This is a genomic window from Curtobacterium sp. GD1, assembly GCF_020882855.1.
In the GTDB taxonomy this organism is placed as follows: domain Bacteria; phylum Actinomycetota; class Actinomycetes; order Actinomycetales; family Microbacteriaceae; genus Curtobacterium.
Map to the genome: position 1 here is coordinate 18,402 of NZ_JAFEVQ010000018.1, position 15,716 is coordinate 34,117.

A 15,716-nucleotide genomic window follows, 5' to 3' on the forward strand; every position below is an offset into this window, starting at 1 on the left:
CGCCGTGCGGCGGCGCAGCGCACGCGTCAGGGCGCGGGGACCGCGATCGTCTCGCCCGATGCCGCCGAGCGACGCGCTGCGTCGAGGACGTCCACCACGTGCACGGCGTCATCCGCGGGCACCGGTACCGGCCCGAGTCCCCGGACCGCACGCGCGAACCGCTCGTAGTAGTCGGTGTACGAGCTCTGCGACGACGGGACCTCGACCGATCCCGCCGCCGTCGTGAGCGTCCCGCCGGCCGGCTCGACGCCCCACCCGGCACGGTCGTCGGCCGGTGCGTGCCCCGCGACCGCGGCCTGCGCCTGCACGTCGGTGCTCGAGGCCTCGTACGTCCCGTCGACCCCGTCCACGCGCAGGCGACGAGTGCCCAGCCAGCCCGCCTTGTTCGACGTCAGGACGGACTCCACGCCGGAGCCGTGCGTCGCCGCCAGGGTGAACCCGGCATCGATGTCGCCGTCCTGGTCGCGTCCGAGCGCGCGGGCGTGCCGGACGTCGAGCGTGCACGACACCCGCGAGATCGGTCCGAACAGCGACACCGCCTGGTCGACCAGGTGCGACCCGATGTCCGAGAGCACGCCGCCCCCGACGCCGGTCGCGATGCCCTCGCGTTCGACCAGGTCGAACCGCGACCAGAACCGCAGCGGCGTGCCGACCCGTCCGTCCTCGAGGACCCCGCGCAGCGTCACGAGGTCGGTGTCCCACCGGCGGTTGTGGAAGGGCGCGATGACGACCCCGGCCTGCGCGGCGGCGTCGCGGAGCTCGCGTGCGGTCGACGGATCGGGTGCGAACGGCTTGTCCGCGACCACGGCGACGCCGGCCGCGACCGCTTCGAACACGAGGTCGCGCCGGGTCGACGGGGGAGTGGTGATCACGACGGCGTCGACCCCGGCCGCCAGCAGGTCGCCGAGCGAGTCGTGCACGGGGACGCCGGGCAGGTCGGACGCGAGCTGTTCCCGCTTGTCGGACGAGCGGGCCACGACGCCCACCAGGTCGGTCCCATCGGCGTCCGTCAGGAACGGCCGGTGGAAGGCCCGCCCGCCGATGCCGTAGCCGACGAGCCCGATGCGCACTTTGTCCATACATACGAACATAGCGCGCGGTCCGCACGGAAGGAACGTTCCAGCGCTCGGACAGGAGGCGCGGTGCGGGCCCGACCCGCGCCTCCTGGAACTGACTCAGCCAAGCAGGGACGCGACGTGCGCGACCGCCAGGCGGTAGCCGTCCGCACCGGCGCCGGCGATGACGGCCGTCGCGGCCGTCGCGACGTGGTCGACGTGCCGGAACGGCTCCCGCTTCCACGTGTTCGAGAGGTGCACCTCGACGACCGGCACCGACAGTGCCTCGACCGCGTCGTGCAGTGCGACCGAGGTGTGCGCGTATGCGGCGGGGTTGATCACGACGCCCACGAAGTCGTCGAGTGCCTCGTGCAGCCACTCGACGAGCTCGCCCTCGCGGTTCGTCTGCCGGAAGTCCGCCTCGAGCTCGTGCACCGCGGCCTCGGTGTGCACGATCGCCTCGATCTCAGCGAGCGTCACCGTGCCGTACTGGTCCGGGTCGCGCCGTCCGAGGATGTCGAGGTTCGGGCCGTTGAGGACGAGGATGCGCGGCTGCTCGGTCATGCCAGGAGCCTACCGAGCGCCCGCAGTCGCATTGCGGGTGCGATGCATACCTCGGCTATGTGAACGGTCACAATTCGGTGTAACGTTCCCGTCCGGGTCGGCGGAGTTGTCGATCGCAACACACTGACGTGGAGTTTGAATGGTTCTCGCTGCAGCGAACAACGGGATCCGGCTCGATCTGGGCTGGGTCGACTACCTGATGATCATCGTGTACTTCGCGGTCGTCATCGGGATCGGTTTCACCGCCCGGAAGCAGGTCCGGACGAGCATGGACTTCTTCCTGTCGGGCCGCTCGATGCCCGCGTGGATCACGGGCCTCGCGTTCGTGTCCGCGAACCTCGGCGCGACCGAGATCCTCGGCATGGCCGCCAACGGTGCCCAGATCGGCATGGCGACCCTGCACTACTACCTGGTCGGTGCCGTGCCAGCCATGGTGTTCCTCGGGCTCGTGATGATGCCCTTCTACTACGGGTCCAAGGTCCGCAGCGTGCCGGAGTTCATGCTCCGCCGCTTCGGCAAGGCCCCGCACCTGGTGAACTCGATCGCGTTCGCGGTGTCGAACGTGCTCATCGCCGGCATCAACCTCTACGCCATGGCCATCGTCATCGAGGCGATGCTCGGCTGGCCGGAGTGGCTCGCGATCATCGTGTCCGCGGGCTTCGTGCTCGTCTACATCACCCTCGGCGGGCTCTCCAGCGCGATCTACAACGAGGTCATGCAGTTCTTCGTGATCATCGCCGGCCTCATCCCGCTGACGATCGTCGGTCTGCACCGCGTCGGTGGCTGGAGCGGCCTCTCGAAGGCCATCACCGAGACCCAGGGCGTGCAGCACCTGCAGGCGTGGGCCGGCACCGGCTTCGGCGACGTCACGAACCCGATCGGCGCGAACTGGCTCGCGATCGTGCTCGGCCTCGGGTTCGTCCTCGGCTTCGGCTACTGGACGACGAACTTCACCGAGGTGCAGCGCGCGTTCTCGGCGAAGAACATGTCCGCCGCCCGCCGCACCCCGCTCATCGCCGCGATCCCGAAGCTCTTCATCCCGGCGATCGTCGTCATCCCCGGCCTCATCGCCGCGGCCGTCGTGGGCAACCAGTTCGCCTCGGGCGCCCTCGACTACAACGACGCGATCCCGAAGCTCATCCAGATGTACCTGCCGACCGGTGTGCTCGGCGTCGCGGTCACGGGCCTCCTCGCCTCGTTCATGGCCGGTATGGCGGCGAACGTGTCGTCGTTCAACACCGTCTTCACGTACGACATCTGGCAGCGCTACATCAAGCCGAACATGCCCGACGTGCACTACCTGAAGACCGGGCGCTGGGTCACCGTCGTCGGCGTGCTCGTCGGCATCGCGACCGCGTTCATCGCCGCGCAGGCGTCGAACATCATGACGTACATGCAGACGCTGTTCTCGTTCTTCAACGCGCCGCTGTTCGCCGTGTTCATCCTCGGGCTGCTCTGGAAGCGGATGACCACCGCCGGCGCGCTGTGGGGCTACATCCTCGGCATCGTGACGCCGACGATCACGTGGATCGCGTACCTCGTCAACCCGGACCTGTTCGCCACCGCGACCGCCGAGACCCTCTACGGCGCGATCATCTCGTTCGTCACCGTGCTCGTCGTCGGGTTCGTCGTGTCGATGGTCACGAAGCCGAAGGACGAGAAGGAGCTCGGCGGGCTGGTGTACGGCGTCGGCAAGATCGACCTGCACAGCGACTCCGTCGCGACCGACACCGCCTGGTACCGCTCCCCGGCGCTGCTCGGCACCGTCGCACTGATCCTGTGCGTCGTCCTCTACCTCCCGTTCCTCTAGGCCCGCGAAGACCCGCGAAGGAGATCTCCCATGAGCGACACCAACACCGCCATGACCGAGGAGCAGAAGGCCGCCCTCGTCCGCTCCACCCGCCGACTCGACCTGCGTCGCATCCTCGGTGGCCTGTTCGTCCTGTACGGCGTCATCGTGACCATCGTCGGCATCGTGCACTGGAACACCGACCCCGAGAAGACCGGTGGCATCCACATCAACCTGTGGGTCGGGCTGTCGATGCTCGTCGGCGGGCTGCTCTTCTTCCTCTGGGACCGGCTGAACCCCGTCCCGGCGGAGGACATCATCGGCCAGGCCGAGGCCGAGGAGCACCAGAAGGCGGCCGGCGAGGGCCGCGAGCTCGCGTGACCAGCTGAACAGACCGACGGACGGGAGGCGCGGTGCCGGCTGGCACCGCGCCTCCCGTCCGTCTCGGTGCCGGTTGACGGCAGATCCGCGGCGGTCCTAGTATTGATATGTCGACCGCGTGCTGCTCGGTCGGAAGTGAGCCCCGGAGCATCCTGCAGCCAGCGCGGGACCGGGGTTTTGCGCTGTCCGGCTGCGTTCACGGCACGCGGACGACCGATCCGTCGAACTCGTGGTCGAGCGCGGCGACGTGTGCGCCGCACGCCAGGTCGGCCAGCGCGACCAGCGGCTCGTCGTCCGGGCGCACGTGCTCGTGGCGGACCGAGCGCCCGACCCCTCGACGTCGGAGCGCATCGAACATCGATCGGTCTGCGTCGTCGTGGGCCCGTCCGCGGGACTCGATGACGATCTCCCCGACGCCGCGTTGTTCGAGTTCCCACACCAGGCGTTCGAGACAGTGGCGCCGTCGGCGTTCGACGCGCGCGGCCGCCCCGTCGTAGCGGACGACGACGACCGCGACCGCGCGACGCAGGAGTTCGAGCCACGAGATCCGCTGCGCGTGCAGCGCTTCGTACCAGTGCAGCTTCCGCATCCGACGGGGCGTCGCGGCTCGGATCCCGGCGCGGACGTCGTCGCGCTCCCGGTCGCGCACGACCACCGCGGCCATCACGTACGCGGTGTGGTCGCGACCGCCGCCGGGCTCGGACTCGTCGACGTACGCCGTCTCCATCGGCCCAGTATATTGCGTACCGGTTGCTTCGCCGATGAAACGGTTGCGCTCCGTCCGCGGGCGCGCCAGGTTGAGCACGACGAAAGGATCCTCCCCATGGACACGATGGTCTTCATCAACCTGCCCGTCGCCGACCTCGAGCGCTCGAAGGCGTTCTACGAGGCCCTCGGCTACTCGATCAACCCGGCGTTCAGCGACGACACCGCGGCGTGCGTCGTGGTGAGCGACACGATCTACGTCATGGTGCTCACCCACGCCAAGTTCGCGGAGTTCACCACGAAGACCATCGCCGACGCCGACACGATCGAGGTCATCAACTCGCTCAGCGCCGACTCCAAGGACGAGGTGCACCGGATCGTCGACGCAGCGGTCGCCGCCGGTGGCTCCGAGGACCGCCCCGAGATGGACCTCGGGTTCATGTACCAGCGGAGCTTCGTCGACCCCGACGGGCACCGCTGGGAGTACGTGTGGATGGACCCGCAGGCAGCGCAGGACGGTCCGCCCGCCGAGTGATCGACGACGGGTGTCGGCGGCGGGTGTCTGTGGCGACGGCCAGGATGGTGCCATGAGCTCCGAGCCCGTCGCCGCTGCCCCGTCCGACCTCGTCATGGGTGACGACGGCCTCGCCCGGCCCGTGTGGGCATCGAGTGACGAGCTGTTGCGCGACTACTACGACACCGAGTGGGGCATGCCCGTGCGCGACGAGCGCGGAGTGTTCGAACGCCTGTCGCTCGAGGCGTTCCAGTCCGGGCTGTCGTGGCGGACGATCCTCGCGAAGCGTCCGGCGTTCCGGGCAGCGTTCGCGGACTTCGACGCCGACACGGTCGCGGCGTTCGGCGAGGACGACGTCGCACGGCTCATGGCCGACGCCGGCATCGTGCGGAACCGGGCGAAGATCCTCGCGACGATCACCAACGCGAACGCCACGATCGCCCTGCGCGAGGACGGCGGCCTGGCCGACTTCGTGTGGTCGTTCCGGCCGGCGACGACGCCCGAGCCGGTCACGTACGCCGACGTCCCGACGAAGTCGGACGAGTCCGTCGCACTGTCGAAGGCGCTCCGGAAGCGGGGCTTCGCCTTCGTCGGGCCCACGACGATGTACGCGCTGATGGAGGCGCTCGGCATCGTCGACACGCACCTCGTCGGCAGCCACCGCCGGGGGACCTCCGGCGTCTGGAGCTGACCCCGACGGTGCCGACGGTGCAGGGCTAGGGTCGCGGCATGAGCTCCGAGAACCCGCGCGTCCGCCCCGTCCACCCGGTCGAGGCCGAGGTGGTGGAGGTGCCCCTCGACGCCGAGGTGCCGACGCCCGAGCCGTCCGACGACCCCGGTGCCGGCACCCCCGAGCACGACCCGGCCGAGATCCGGATCGCGTTCCTGTTGTTCCCCGGCCTGACGCAGCTCGACCTGACCGGGCCGGCGCAGGTGCTGTCCCGCGTCCCGGGAGCCCGCGTCGAGTACGTCGCGGCGACGCTCGACCCGGTACCGAGCGACTGCGGGCTGTCCCTCGTACCGACCACGACCATCGCTGATGCCAGCCCGGCCGACGTACTCGTCGTCCCCGGCGGCGACGGCGCCTTCGACGCGATGCTCGACCCCGCAGTGATCGCGTTCGTCCGGCGCGAGGCCGAGCGCGCCACCTGGGTGACCTCGGTGTGCACCGGCGCGTTCGTCATCGGCGCGGCGGGGTTGCTCGCCGGCAAGCGCGCGACGACGCACTGGGCGTCGAAGCCGATGCTCGCGGCGTTCGGCGCGCAGCCGGTCGACGACCGTGTCGTGGACGACGGGGCCGTCGTCACCGCGGCCGGGGTGAGCGCCGGCATCGACATGGCGCTCTGGCTCGCGGCCGAGCTGGCCGGGCAGCCTGCAGCCGAGGCCATCCAGCTCCAGATCGAGTACGACCCGCAGCCCCCGTTCGACGCGGGTTCGGCCGTCCGGGCGGACACCCGGATCGTGACCGAGGCGCGTGCCGCAGCGGAAGCGGCACGTGGTGACCGGGTGGCGCGGGCGGCCGCGGCCGTGATGCGCTGAGTCAGTCGAGCGGGAGCTGCATCTGCGTCGCGGTGACGCCGTAGCCGAGTCGCTCGTAGAGGTCCTGCGCGCCCGTGTTGTACCCGAACACGTTCAGGCCGATGGTCCGGGCACCGTTCGCGCGGGCGACCTCGTGCGCCTGCTCGAGTGCTCGGCGGGCGTGCCCCCTGCGTCGGTTCGGCTCGTCGATCTCGACGTCGAACACCCACCAGTCGGTGCTGCCCGGTGCGAACGGGCCGATCCAGAGGTACCCGACCACGGCGTCGGCGTCGTCGAGGACGTCCCAGACGAAGTGCTCGGGCAGCGGCGTGCCGTCAGGGAACCACTTGTCGAGGGACTGCTGCTTGTTCGCCTCGGCGCGCTCCCGCGTCTCGCCCGCCCGGATGCGTGACTCGACGTACTCCGCCATCGTGCGGTCGAGCCACCCGGGCAGTCGCTCGGCCGGCATCGCGACGAGGTGCGTGTCCGTCACCGGTTGCCCTTCGACCCGCGCTTCGGCTTGCCCTTCATGCCGCGCTGCACACGCCCGCGACCGGTCGAGTTCTTCCCGCCGCCGCTCTTGCCACCGGTGCCCTTGGTGGCGCCGCGCTTGGCGACCGTCTTCGCGTTCGACGGTGCGGCCTTGCCGCCGCCCTTCGCCGGACGCGACCCGTCCTTCGGGTCGGGAGCCGCGCCTCCTGGCTGGTCCTGGTCACCCCGCGAACTGTTCGCGGTGCGCCCGCGGACCACGCCGATGAACTCCTCTGTGGTCTCGGTGGCGTCCTCGGAACGCCAGACGAGCACGATCCGGGTGCCGGGCGAGCCCGCGAGCGTGCGGCTGACGAGCTCCTTGCGGCTCGCGGCACGGAAGAGGGACTGGGGGAGGACGGCCACGCCGACGTTCGCCTCGACCAGGTCGAGCGTGGCGTCGACGTCCTCCGGGACCGGGCCGGGGTCGACGACGTGCACGTCGGTCGCGGCGAGGTCGACCTCGGCGAGGTCCGCGAGCGGGGAGTCCTTCGGCATCGCGACGACGGCGGTCTCGGTCCAGAGCGGGATGGCGTTGTGCGCGTCGGAGACGGGGACCCGGGCGAACACCATGTCGGCCTCGCCGGCGAGTGCGTCGTCGACCTCGTCCGCTCCGATCGGGCGGAGTCGGAGCTCGGTCGTGGGGAAGCGCTCGCGCCAGACGCGGGCCCACTTCGCGGGGGACACCCCCGGCACGAAGGCGATGGTGAGTGCCGCGGTCATGCAACCGAGCATAGGGGCCGTACCCTTGTGTCCATGGCGCAGGAACAGACCATGAAGCCCGAGACGGCCGCGAAGAAGCTCGGCATCCTGCTGGCGGCCGCCCCGGAGACCTTCCGGGACGCGCCGATCAGCCGGACCGCGTTCGACGAACTCCGTACGGAACCCCCGACCTGGCTCGAGGACCTCCGTCGCGACGGACCGCACCCGCGACCCGTCGTGGCGCAGAAGCTCGGCGTGTCGATCTCGGGGCTGACCCGTGCGGGCATCGACGAACCGCTCACGACGGCGGAGATCAAGACGCTGCTCGAGCAGAAGCCCGAGTGGCTCGTCCGCGAGCGCGCGACCCAGGCCGCGGTGCACGCCGAGAACGCCCGCGTGAAGCAGGAGCGTGCCGCGAAGGCCGCTGGCCGCACCGAGGACTGACCCCGACCCGCACCACCCCGCCGCCCGAGGACACCCCGTGCACGAGACCGTCGCCGACGCCATGCTCGTCGTGCCGCAGTTCGCGTCGGTGTGCTGCATCGTGGGGGACCGGTACCGGCCCCGCCCGGGCGTGATCGTCCCCGCGGCGGTGATGCTCGTCGCGATGCTCATGCCCGTCGTGCACGCCGGAGCGGTGTGGACGCTCCTCGCCGCCACCGTGCTCCTGCTCCTCGCGCCGCTGCCCGTCATGCGGCGGCGCCGCGCCGACGGTCGCCGTGCCGAGCCGATGGACGTCCACCGGGCGCTGTCGGCGGTCGTGATGTCCGGGATGCTCCTGATGGGGCACGCCACGGGCATCGCCGACGGACACGCGGGCCACAGCATCGCCCTGACCGCGGTGCTCGGCGCCGGAGTGATCGGCTACGCCGCGTTCAGCGGGTGGCTGCTCCGCCACGAGTGGGCACGAGAGGACCGGCGTGCCGTCCGGAGCGGCGAGGTCTTCGCGATGACGGTCGCCGTCGTCGGCATGACGCTCGCGATGTAGTCAGCGGTTCGCCACGCGCTCCTGCACCTCGTGGATCGTGTCGGACGGCACCGGCGGCACACCCCGACGGATGCCGGCGATGCCGACGACCGCGAGGACCGCGGTGACGACGCCGAACACGACGAGCGTGATGCCGGTCGCCGCCCAGAGCGGGAGCACGAGCGCGAGCAACACCACCACGAAGCCGGCGAGCAGGACGAGCGTCGTCAGCGCGAACGCCACCGCGACACCGGTGAGCACGAGCCCCGTCTTCGCGCCGCTGACGCGGTCGCCGATCTCGCGTCGTGCGGAAGCGACCTCGTCGCGGACGGCGCGGAGCACCGGCTCGAGCGCCTTCTGCACGAGCCCGGCGGTGACGGTGTCACGGAAGGACGGCTTGCCGGTCGTGGTGTCGTCGTGGTCGGTGCTCATGGTGTCTCCTCTTCCTCGGGCGCGGTCGTCCGCACCCACCAGGGTGACGCGTCGGGGACGGGAGTCGTCACGCCTGCGACGCGCATGCTCGGCGGGTTCCCAGGACCGCCGGCGACGAGCAGGTTCCGTCCGGCGCGTGACCGTTCTGGTTCGCGGATGCCGGGGATCGCGAACCGGAACGGTCACGCGCCGAGAAGAACACGGGCTTCGGCGCGTCCGCCGCGGGGACGAGCGGGTGACGGACTGGAGGCCCGGCTCGCGTCGACGACGCGGGCCGGGCCTCCGGAGACGGTCGGGTCTCGACCGCCGTGGTGCGCTAGGACGCGATCTCGTCCAGGTCGTCGATCCCGCGTGCGGCGGCAGCGGCCCGCCGCGCGCGCATCGACGGTGCCGCGACGGCGGCGAGGACCGCGAGGACGGCCACGCCCGTGCACGCCCAGAACCCGATCGTGAACGCGTCGTCGGTCGGCAGCCCCTGCGCGGTGGTGTGCGACGTGATCAGTGCCGCGATGACCGCGGTGCCGACGCTGGAGCCGATCGTGCGGACGACCGTGTTGGCGCTGATGGCCTCGCCGGTCTGGTTCGCGGGGACGCTCTCGATGATCGCGTTCGAGCACGCGGCGAGGGCGAGGCCGATGCCGATGCCCGTCAGGACGCCGGAGACGACGACCTCGGCGATCGCGGCGTGCGAGATCGCGGGGATGAGGAACGCGGCGACGATGGCGACCCCACCGAGCAGCATCGGCGGCTTCGGGCCGACCTTGCGGACGAGGATGCCGGCGATCGGCCCGGCGATGATCATCATGACGACGGTCGGGAGCAGGAAGAGCCCTGCTTCGGTCACGTCCTTGCCGAACCCGTACCCGACGGCGGTCGGGAGCTGGAGGAGCGTCGGGACGAGGACGAACGTGCCGAACATCGCGAAGCCGAAGACGAGCGCGACCACGTGGGCCGTCCAGACGCCGCGGACCGCGAACAGCCGGACGTCGATGAGCGGTTCGGCGACGCGGAGCTCGACGAGCACGAAGGCGACGAGTGCGACCGCGCCGAGGATCAGCAGACCGACTGTCTTGCCGTCGCCCCAACCCCAGGTCTCGCCCTCGCTGATCGCCAGCAGGATCGCGACCAGGGAGACCGCGAGCACACCGGTGCCGAGCATGTCCAGGCGACCGGGCTTCCGGACCGGGGACTCGGGCATGCCGAAGACCGCGCCGAGCAGAGCGATGACGACGAGCACGGCGGGGAGCCAGAACAGCCAGTGCCACGAGAGGTGTTCGACGATCGGGCCCGCGGCGACGATCCCGACGCCCGCGCCGATGCCGAAGATCGCCGAGAGCAGGCCGATCGTGACGCTCACCTTCTCCTTCGGGAGCTCGTCGCGCACGATGCCGATCGACAGCGGCATCACGGCACCGGCGGCACCCTGGAGCGCGCGACCGACGATCAGCGTGCCGAGGTTCGGTGCGAGAGCGGCGAGGACGGCGCCGACGAGGAGGATCGACAGGACGACGATGAGCACCTTGCGCTTGCCGACCATGTCCCCGAGCCGGCCGAGGATCGGCGTGAGCACCGACGCCGACAGCAGGTACGCCGTGAGCACCCAGCTCGTCGCGCTCGTGGAGGCGCCGAGGTCCTGTCCGATGGTCGACAGCGCCGGTGCGACGAGCGACTGCAGGACGGCGAAGGACAGGCCGCCGAGCGACAGGTAGACGATGATCGCCGTGCTGTTCGGTCGGCGCGCACCGGTGGTGGGGTGGGACCCGGTCCGCGGGGTCTCCATGGTCTCGGTCATCGTGCTCCGTACGCTCGGATGTAAACAGTTGCTGACTTGACGAGGGTACGCGGTTCCGGGCTGATGTCAACACTTGCTTACATCCGTCCCCGAACCGCTACGCTCGGAGCATGAGCAAGGACGCCGAGGCAACCCGCCGACTGCTCGTGCAGGCCGCGCGACGTCGGTTCGCCTTCGACGGCTACCGGGCCACCACCGTGCGCGACATCGCCGCGGACGCCGGCGTGAACGTCGCCCTGATCAATCGGTACTTCGTGTCGAAGGAGGGGCTCTTCCGGGAGTGCCTCGACCGCGTCGCCCGCGACCTCGGCGCCGAGGAGCGGCCCGTGCCGGACCTCGAGCGGTCCCTCGCCGGCATGATCGAGCACGCCGTCCGGTCCCCGACCGACGACGACTCGCTCCAGCTCATGCTGCTGCTGCGCTCCTCGGGGGACGACGGCGCGGACGCCATCCGCCGCGAGACACTGCGCCGCTACGCCGAACGACTCGCCGGGGCCGTCCACGACGAGGTCACCGACGACCTGCTCCTCCGCGCCGAGATCGCCCTGGCGGTGGTGCTCGGCATGACCATGCTCCGGACGTCCACGAAGGTCGAGCCGCTCGCGTCGGCCGACCACCAGGCGGTCTCGGACGCGCTCACCGGGGTCCTGCGGCAGCTCCTCGCCGGGCCGCGGTAGCGTCGAGCCGTGTCCGATCGCCACGTCCGTCGCCCCGATCCCGCGCCGCGCCTCGACGAGGTCGACGAGCGGATCCTCTGGACCCTCGCCGCCGACGCCCGGATCCCGAACAACCGCCTCGCCGCTGCGGTCGGCATCGCCCCGTCGACGTGCCTGACGCGCGTCCGTGCACTCGAGGACGCCGGGGTCATCCGTGGCTACCGGGCCGACGTGGACGTCGCGCGGCTCGGCTTCGCGATCGAGGCGATGGTCTCGGTCCGGGTGCACGCTGCAGCACGCCACGAGCTGCGCGACTTCGCGAAGCGGCTGCTCCGGGTGCCCGTCGTGCAGGACGTGTCGTTCCTGGCCGGCGACAAGGACTTCCTCGTGCACATCGCGTGCACGTCCACCGAGCAGCTCCGCGACTTCGTGGCCGACGAGCTCAGCGGCGACCCCTCGGTGGCGACGACGCAGACGAACATCGTGTTCGAACGGCTCGTCGCCGACCGTGCACAGCAGGGGCGGTCGTTCGACGAGCTCCGGCGCTGGCGGGCCTGACTCAGCGCGTGCGGGTCATCGGGAGGTGGGGGATCCCGTCCTCGTTGAAGTCCTCGCCCGAACGCACGAACCCGAACCGGGCGTACCACTGCTCCAGGTGCGCCTGGGCGTCGATCGCGATGCGCGGGGAGCGTGCCTCGGCGATCGCGGCTTCCATCAGCAGCGACGAGAGTCCCTGCCCCCTGGCGGCCTTCGCGGTGGCGACGCGGCCGATGCGCTCGGTGCCGTCGCCCTCGCGGAGGAGCCGGAGCGTGGCGTCGACCGAGCCCTGCCCCGCCCAGAACTGCAGCGTGCCGGGCTCGAGGTCGCGCCCGTCGATGTCCGGGTAGGCGGCTGCCTGCTCGACCACGAACACGTCCTGCCGGAGTCGCAGGATCTCGTGCAGGGTGACGACGTCCAGGTTGCGCGTCGGGGCGTTGAAGATCGAGACCAAGACCGGCCTTTCCTGACGATTTCTTCCGAAACAGGGTGCGTTCCGGAACGGAGCGGCGTACATTGCCGGACAACCACTCTACGTGCGCAGCCGAGATCAGGAGGTGAGCGCATGGACCAGCCGTTGCGCGCACCCTGGCGCGCGATGATCCGGTACGTCGTGTTCGGCGTCGGCATCGCCGCTGCCCTCGTGCTGCTCTCGTTGGTGCTCGGCGCTCGTCCGGCCGCGGCGGCCCCCGCGGCGGCACCCGCAGCGACCAGCGCGACCCCCGCAGCACCGCAGGCCGGACCGGCGGAGGCGAGCAGCGCCTCCAGGCCCGTCACCGGCACGGTCGCGACCGTCCTCCGTCCCGTCACCGGCGCCGTCCAGACCTTCACCGACGCTCGCCCCGTGACCACCGTCGTGCACTCGCTCGACCAGGTGGTCGGCGGCCTCCCGGTCGTCGGCACGGTCCTCGGCGACGACACCCTCGGCACCGTGACCGACCCGGTCAGCGGGCTGGTGGACGACACCCTCGGCGGCGTCGGCACGGTCGTCGGATCGGTGCCGGACGTGCTCACCGGCCTGCCGCCGACGGTCGGCGGCGACCTGCCAGGAGGCACGGATCCCGTCGTCGGCCTCCCCACCGCTCCGGTGGGCGGCACGTCCACGGCCCCGGTCGCGTCGACACCGTCGCTCACGTCCCCGGGCGCCGCCAGCGCTGTCGCGCCGGCAACCGTGGCGCCGGGCAGCGCTGCCGAGCGGACGGACGCCGTCGCCACCGTGCGGGCCTCCGTGCTCGCCGGAGGCGCGAGCGCCGCCGCTGCACCGGGCGTGCAGGACGCGACGTTCGGCGGCCGGGCACTCCTCGTCCCCGAGGGCCACGGCGTCACGTTCGGCGGCCCCGCGGACGGTTCCGCCACCGGTGCCCTCGGTGGCAGCGCTGCCGGTTCCGCCGGGTCGGCAGCAGCCGTCGGCATCGTCGGTTCCGACGACCAGGTCTCCCTCGCCGCGGGGTCACGCGGCACCATCGCCGACGACACGGTCCCCGCGTCGATCGTCGGCGAGCACGACGTCGCCCCTGACTGAGATCGGTGCGCCTGTCCGACACGGCAGGCACGCACCACCGGCCGCCATCGCGGTCGGTCCGCATCTCATCTCGATCAGGGAGCAACGATCATGAACAAGTACGTCTCGAGAGGGCTCTGGTTCGCCCTCTTCGTCGGCGGTCTGACGCTCGGGGGTGCAGTCGCGGCGAACGCGGCGACGACCTCCGGAGCGGACGGCACCGCCTCGGGCACACAGGTGGCGCCGTCGATCGACGCGCCGGTGTCCGCGACCGGCAACGCACTCGGGGTCCTCGGCGACGCGGTGTCGTCGGTCACCCGTCCCGCAGCGCCCGCGGCTCCGGCAGCACCGTCGTCCTCGGCTCCGGCCGCGACACCGTCCACGTCGGGTGCCGACGGCATCGCCTCGGGGACGCAGGTCGTGCCCGACGTCGCGGCGCCCGTGCAGGTCGCGGGCAACGCGATCGCGGTCGGTGGCGACGCTGCCGCGGCATCCGCACCGGCACCGGCCCCGGCAGCTTCGGCTGCTCCGGCGGCCCCTGCTGCTGCGCCCGCTGCGGCGCCGACGACCTCCGGGTCGGACGGCGTCGCCTCGGGGACCCAGGTCGCCGGTTCTGTGACCGCGCCGGTCTCCGCCACGGGCAACGCGGTGGCGGTCGGCGGCGACGCCGTGTCCGCTGCCGCCACTCCTGCCGCGTCGGCGCCCGCTGCCTCGACGCCTGCTGCTCCGGCCGCTGCGCCGACGACCTCCGGGTCGGACGGCACGGCCTCGGGCACGCAGGTGTCCCCGGTGGTGTCGGTTCCGGTGACGGTGTCGGGCAACGGTATCGGGCTGCTCGGTGACGGCACCTCGACGGGGGCAGCTGCCCCGGCGACGGGGCCGGCCGCGGGTGGTTCGACCTCCGGCAGTGACGGACTGCTCTCGGGGACGCAGGTCCTCGGTGCGGTCTCGGTGCCGGTGACGGTGTCGGGCAACGGCATCGGGCTGCTCGGTGACGGTGCCAGCTCGGGGTCGACGGCCCCGGCGACCGGCACCACGACGCCGGCCGCGGGTGGTTCGACCTCGGGGTCGGACGGCACGGCCTCGGGCACGCAGGTGTCCCCGGTGGTGTCGGTGCCGGTGACGGTGTCGGGCAACGGCATCGGGCTGCTCGGTGACGGCACCTCGGCGGGGGCAGCTGCCCCGGCGACCGGCACCACGACGCCGGCCGCGGGTGGTTCGACCTCGGGGTCGGACGGTACGGCCTCGGGCACGCAGGTGTCCCCGGTGGTGTCGGTCCCGGTGACGATCGGTGGGAACGGCATCGGCCTCGTCGGTGATGGCACGAGCACCGGTTCCACGGCCCCGGCGACCGGGACCACGACGCCCACCACGGGCGGCTCCACCTCGGGTGACGGGGGACTGCTCTCGGGCAGCCAGATCACACCCGTGATCAGCCTCCCGATCACCATCGGCGGCAACGGGATCGGCATCGTCGGCGACGGCACCAGCTCGACGACGACGCCCGGTGGCGGCACCACTCCCGGTGACGGCACCGATCCCGGCGACGGCACGGACCCGGGCGACGGCACCACCCCTGGTGACGGCACCGACCCCGGTGACGGCACCACCCCTGGTGACGGCACCGACCCCGGCGACGGGAACGGCGCCGGCGACGGCACCACGCCCGTCTCGGTGACCACCCCGGCCACCGGGGCCGGCGCGGCCGTGGCGACCAGCGCCTCCCGGCCCGCGACGGTCGTCGCGACGACCGCCGGCGCCTCGACGGCCGTCCAGGCCGCCGTCCGCACGGTGGCTGCGTCGAGCAGCCAGCCGGCCCTCGCCTACACGGGAGCGTCCTCGCCGGTCGTCCCCGCCGGCATCGCCCTTCTGCTGCTCCTCGCCGGAGCGGGGACCCTGGTGCTGCGCAAGCGGCACTGAAGTCCGACGGGCTCGAGGGGCACCGCGCCGCGGTGCCCCTCGCACCCGTGCCCGCCGTCGGCCGGACCTGTGTCCGCCGTCCGCCGTCCGCTGGACGAACGCCGAAGGCTCTCTGGGAGCCGACCATGGCGAACCTGTGCGGAGCAGAAGCGCCT

The 15,716-nt window shown here is 71.9% G+C and carries 19 protein-coding genes; 11 read left to right on the top strand and 8 right to left on the bottom strand.

Translation table 11 applies throughout. The features are described from left to right. Positions 1-26: 26 nt before the first annotated feature. Both JSX79_RS11335 and aroQ read right to left on the bottom strand, forming a co-directional pair. Positions 27-1,079, bottom strand: coding sequence for a Gfo/Idh/MocA family oxidoreductase (locus JSX79_RS11335; RefSeq protein WP_267484346.1), 1,053 nt, complete (start codon positions 1,077-1,079; stop codon positions 27-29). 96 nt (positions 1,080-1,175) lie between these two features. Next, positions 1,176-1,619 carry a type II 3-dehydroquinate dehydratase gene (gene aroQ, locus JSX79_RS11340; protein ID WP_070418316.1) on the bottom strand — a complete coding sequence of 148 codons (444 nt, stop codon included), beginning with the start codon at positions 1,617-1,619 and terminating at the stop codon, positions 1,176-1,178. A gap of 139 nt (positions 1,620-1,758) precedes the next feature. On the opposite strand from aroQ, the gene JSX79_RS11345 reads away from it, so the two are divergent. Both JSX79_RS11345 and JSX79_RS11350 read left to right on the top strand, forming a co-directional pair. Beyond that, on the top strand, positions 1,759-3,429 hold the full coding sequence (locus tag JSX79_RS11345; RefSeq protein WP_071294544.1) for a sodium:solute symporter family protein: 1,671 nt from the start codon (positions 1,759-1,761) through the stop codon (positions 3,427-3,429). Between the two features lie 30 nt (positions 3,430-3,459). Beyond that, entirely contained in the window at positions 3,460-3,789 is a 330-nt protein-coding gene (locus JSX79_RS11350) for a hypothetical protein (RefSeq protein WP_071294543.1), read from the top strand. 196 nt (positions 3,790-3,985) lie between these two features. Here JSX79_RS11350 and JSX79_RS11355 read toward each other — a convergent pair whose 3' ends face one another. After that, positions 3,986-4,516: a DUF3800 domain-containing protein gene (locus tag JSX79_RS11355; protein WP_229086305.1), complete on the bottom strand. Its 531-nt coding sequence runs from the start codon at positions 4,514-4,516 to the stop codon at positions 3,986-3,988. Positions 4,517-4,612: 96 nt separating this feature from the next. Here JSX79_RS11355 and JSX79_RS11360 point away from each other — a divergent pair, with 96 nt between their 5' ends. Genes JSX79_RS11360 through JSX79_RS11370 form a run of 3 tightly spaced genes read left to right on the top strand, consistent with a single transcriptional unit; the run spans position 4,613 to position 6,547 of the window. Further along, complete coding sequence (locus JSX79_RS11360; protein WP_071296396.1) at positions 4,613-5,029, top strand: VOC family protein; 417 nt, start codon at positions 4,613-4,615, stop codon at positions 5,027-5,029. A 52-nt stretch (positions 5,030-5,081) separates the two neighbouring features. Next, positions 5,082-5,699 (top strand): DNA-3-methyladenine glycosylase I, encoded by a 618-nt coding sequence (locus JSX79_RS11365; RefSeq protein WP_092386279.1) that lies wholly within the window; start codon positions 5,082-5,084, stop codon positions 5,697-5,699. Positions 5,700-5,737: 38 nt separating this feature from the next. After that, positions 5,738-6,547: a DJ-1/PfpI family protein gene (locus JSX79_RS11370; RefSeq protein ID WP_229086308.1), complete on the top strand. Its 810-nt coding sequence runs from the start codon at positions 5,738-5,740 to the stop codon at positions 6,545-6,547. Between the two features lies 1 nt (position 6,548). Here JSX79_RS11370 and JSX79_RS11375 read toward each other — a convergent pair whose 3' ends face one another. Beyond that, positions 6,549-7,019, bottom strand: coding sequence for a GNAT family N-acetyltransferase (locus JSX79_RS11375; RefSeq protein ID WP_229086311.1), 471 nt, complete (start codon positions 7,017-7,019; stop codon positions 6,549-6,551). Further along, positions 7,016-7,777 (bottom strand): LysR family transcriptional regulator substrate-binding protein, encoded by a 762-nt coding sequence (locus tag JSX79_RS11380; RefSeq protein ID WP_181015095.1) that lies wholly within the window; start codon positions 7,775-7,777, stop codon positions 7,016-7,018. Before JSX79_RS11380 ends, JSX79_RS11375 begins: the two co-directional genes overlap by 4 nt. 33 nt (positions 7,778-7,810) lie before the next feature. Here JSX79_RS11380 and JSX79_RS11385 point away from each other — a divergent pair, with 33 nt between their 5' ends. Then, positions 7,811-8,200, top strand: a complete 390-nt coding sequence (locus JSX79_RS11385; protein WP_070418322.1) for a DUF5997 family protein — start codon at positions 7,811-7,813, stop codon at positions 8,198-8,200. A 37-nt stretch (positions 8,201-8,237) separates the two neighbouring features. Next, positions 8,238-8,744, top strand: a complete 507-nt coding sequence (locus tag JSX79_RS11390) for a hypothetical protein (RefSeq protein ID WP_229086314.1) — start codon at positions 8,238-8,240, stop codon at positions 8,742-8,744. Here the strand turns inward: JSX79_RS11390 and JSX79_RS11395 are convergent, their stop codons facing one another. Next, the gene (locus JSX79_RS11395; protein WP_070418324.1) at positions 8,745-9,155 is read right to left on the bottom strand and encodes a phage holin family protein; all 411 of its coding nucleotides are present in this window, start codon (positions 9,153-9,155) and stop codon (positions 8,745-8,747) included. Positions 9,156-9,471: 316 nt separating this feature from the next. Further along, positions 9,472-10,947 carry an MFS transporter gene (locus tag JSX79_RS11400; RefSeq protein WP_229086316.1) on the bottom strand — a complete coding sequence of 492 codons (1,476 nt, stop codon included), beginning with the start codon at positions 10,945-10,947 and terminating at the stop codon, positions 9,472-9,474. Positions 10,948-11,057: 110 nt separating this feature from the next. Here JSX79_RS11400 and JSX79_RS11405 point away from each other — a divergent pair, with 110 nt between their 5' ends. Together JSX79_RS11405 and JSX79_RS18695 are read left to right on the top strand one after the other, a co-directional pair. Further along, positions 11,058-11,624, top strand: a complete 567-nt coding sequence (locus tag JSX79_RS11405; RefSeq protein WP_071296392.1) for a TetR/AcrR family transcriptional regulator — start codon at positions 11,058-11,060, stop codon at positions 11,622-11,624. 9 nt (positions 11,625-11,633) lie between these two features. Next, positions 11,634-12,161 carry an Lrp/AsnC family transcriptional regulator gene (locus JSX79_RS18695; protein ID WP_070418327.1) on the top strand — a complete coding sequence of 176 codons (528 nt, stop codon included), beginning with the start codon at positions 11,634-11,636 and terminating at the stop codon, positions 12,159-12,161. 1 nt (position 12,162) lies between these two features. Here the strand turns inward: JSX79_RS18695 and JSX79_RS11415 are convergent, their stop codons facing one another. After that, positions 12,163-12,594: a GNAT family N-acetyltransferase gene (locus JSX79_RS11415; protein ID WP_229086318.1), complete on the bottom strand. Its 432-nt coding sequence runs from the start codon at positions 12,592-12,594 to the stop codon at positions 12,163-12,165. 111 nt (positions 12,595-12,705) lie between these two features. Between JSX79_RS11415 and JSX79_RS11420 the strand changes: the two genes are divergently transcribed. Next, positions 12,706-13,662, top strand: coding sequence for a hypothetical protein (locus tag JSX79_RS11420; RefSeq protein WP_229086320.1), 957 nt, complete (start codon positions 12,706-12,708; stop codon positions 13,660-13,662). A gap of 90 nt (positions 13,663-13,752) precedes the next feature. Beyond that, entirely contained in the window at positions 13,753-15,561 is a 1,809-nt protein-coding gene (locus JSX79_RS11425; protein ID WP_229086321.1) for a chaplin family protein, read from the top strand. Positions 15,562-15,716 lie beyond the last annotated feature (155 nt).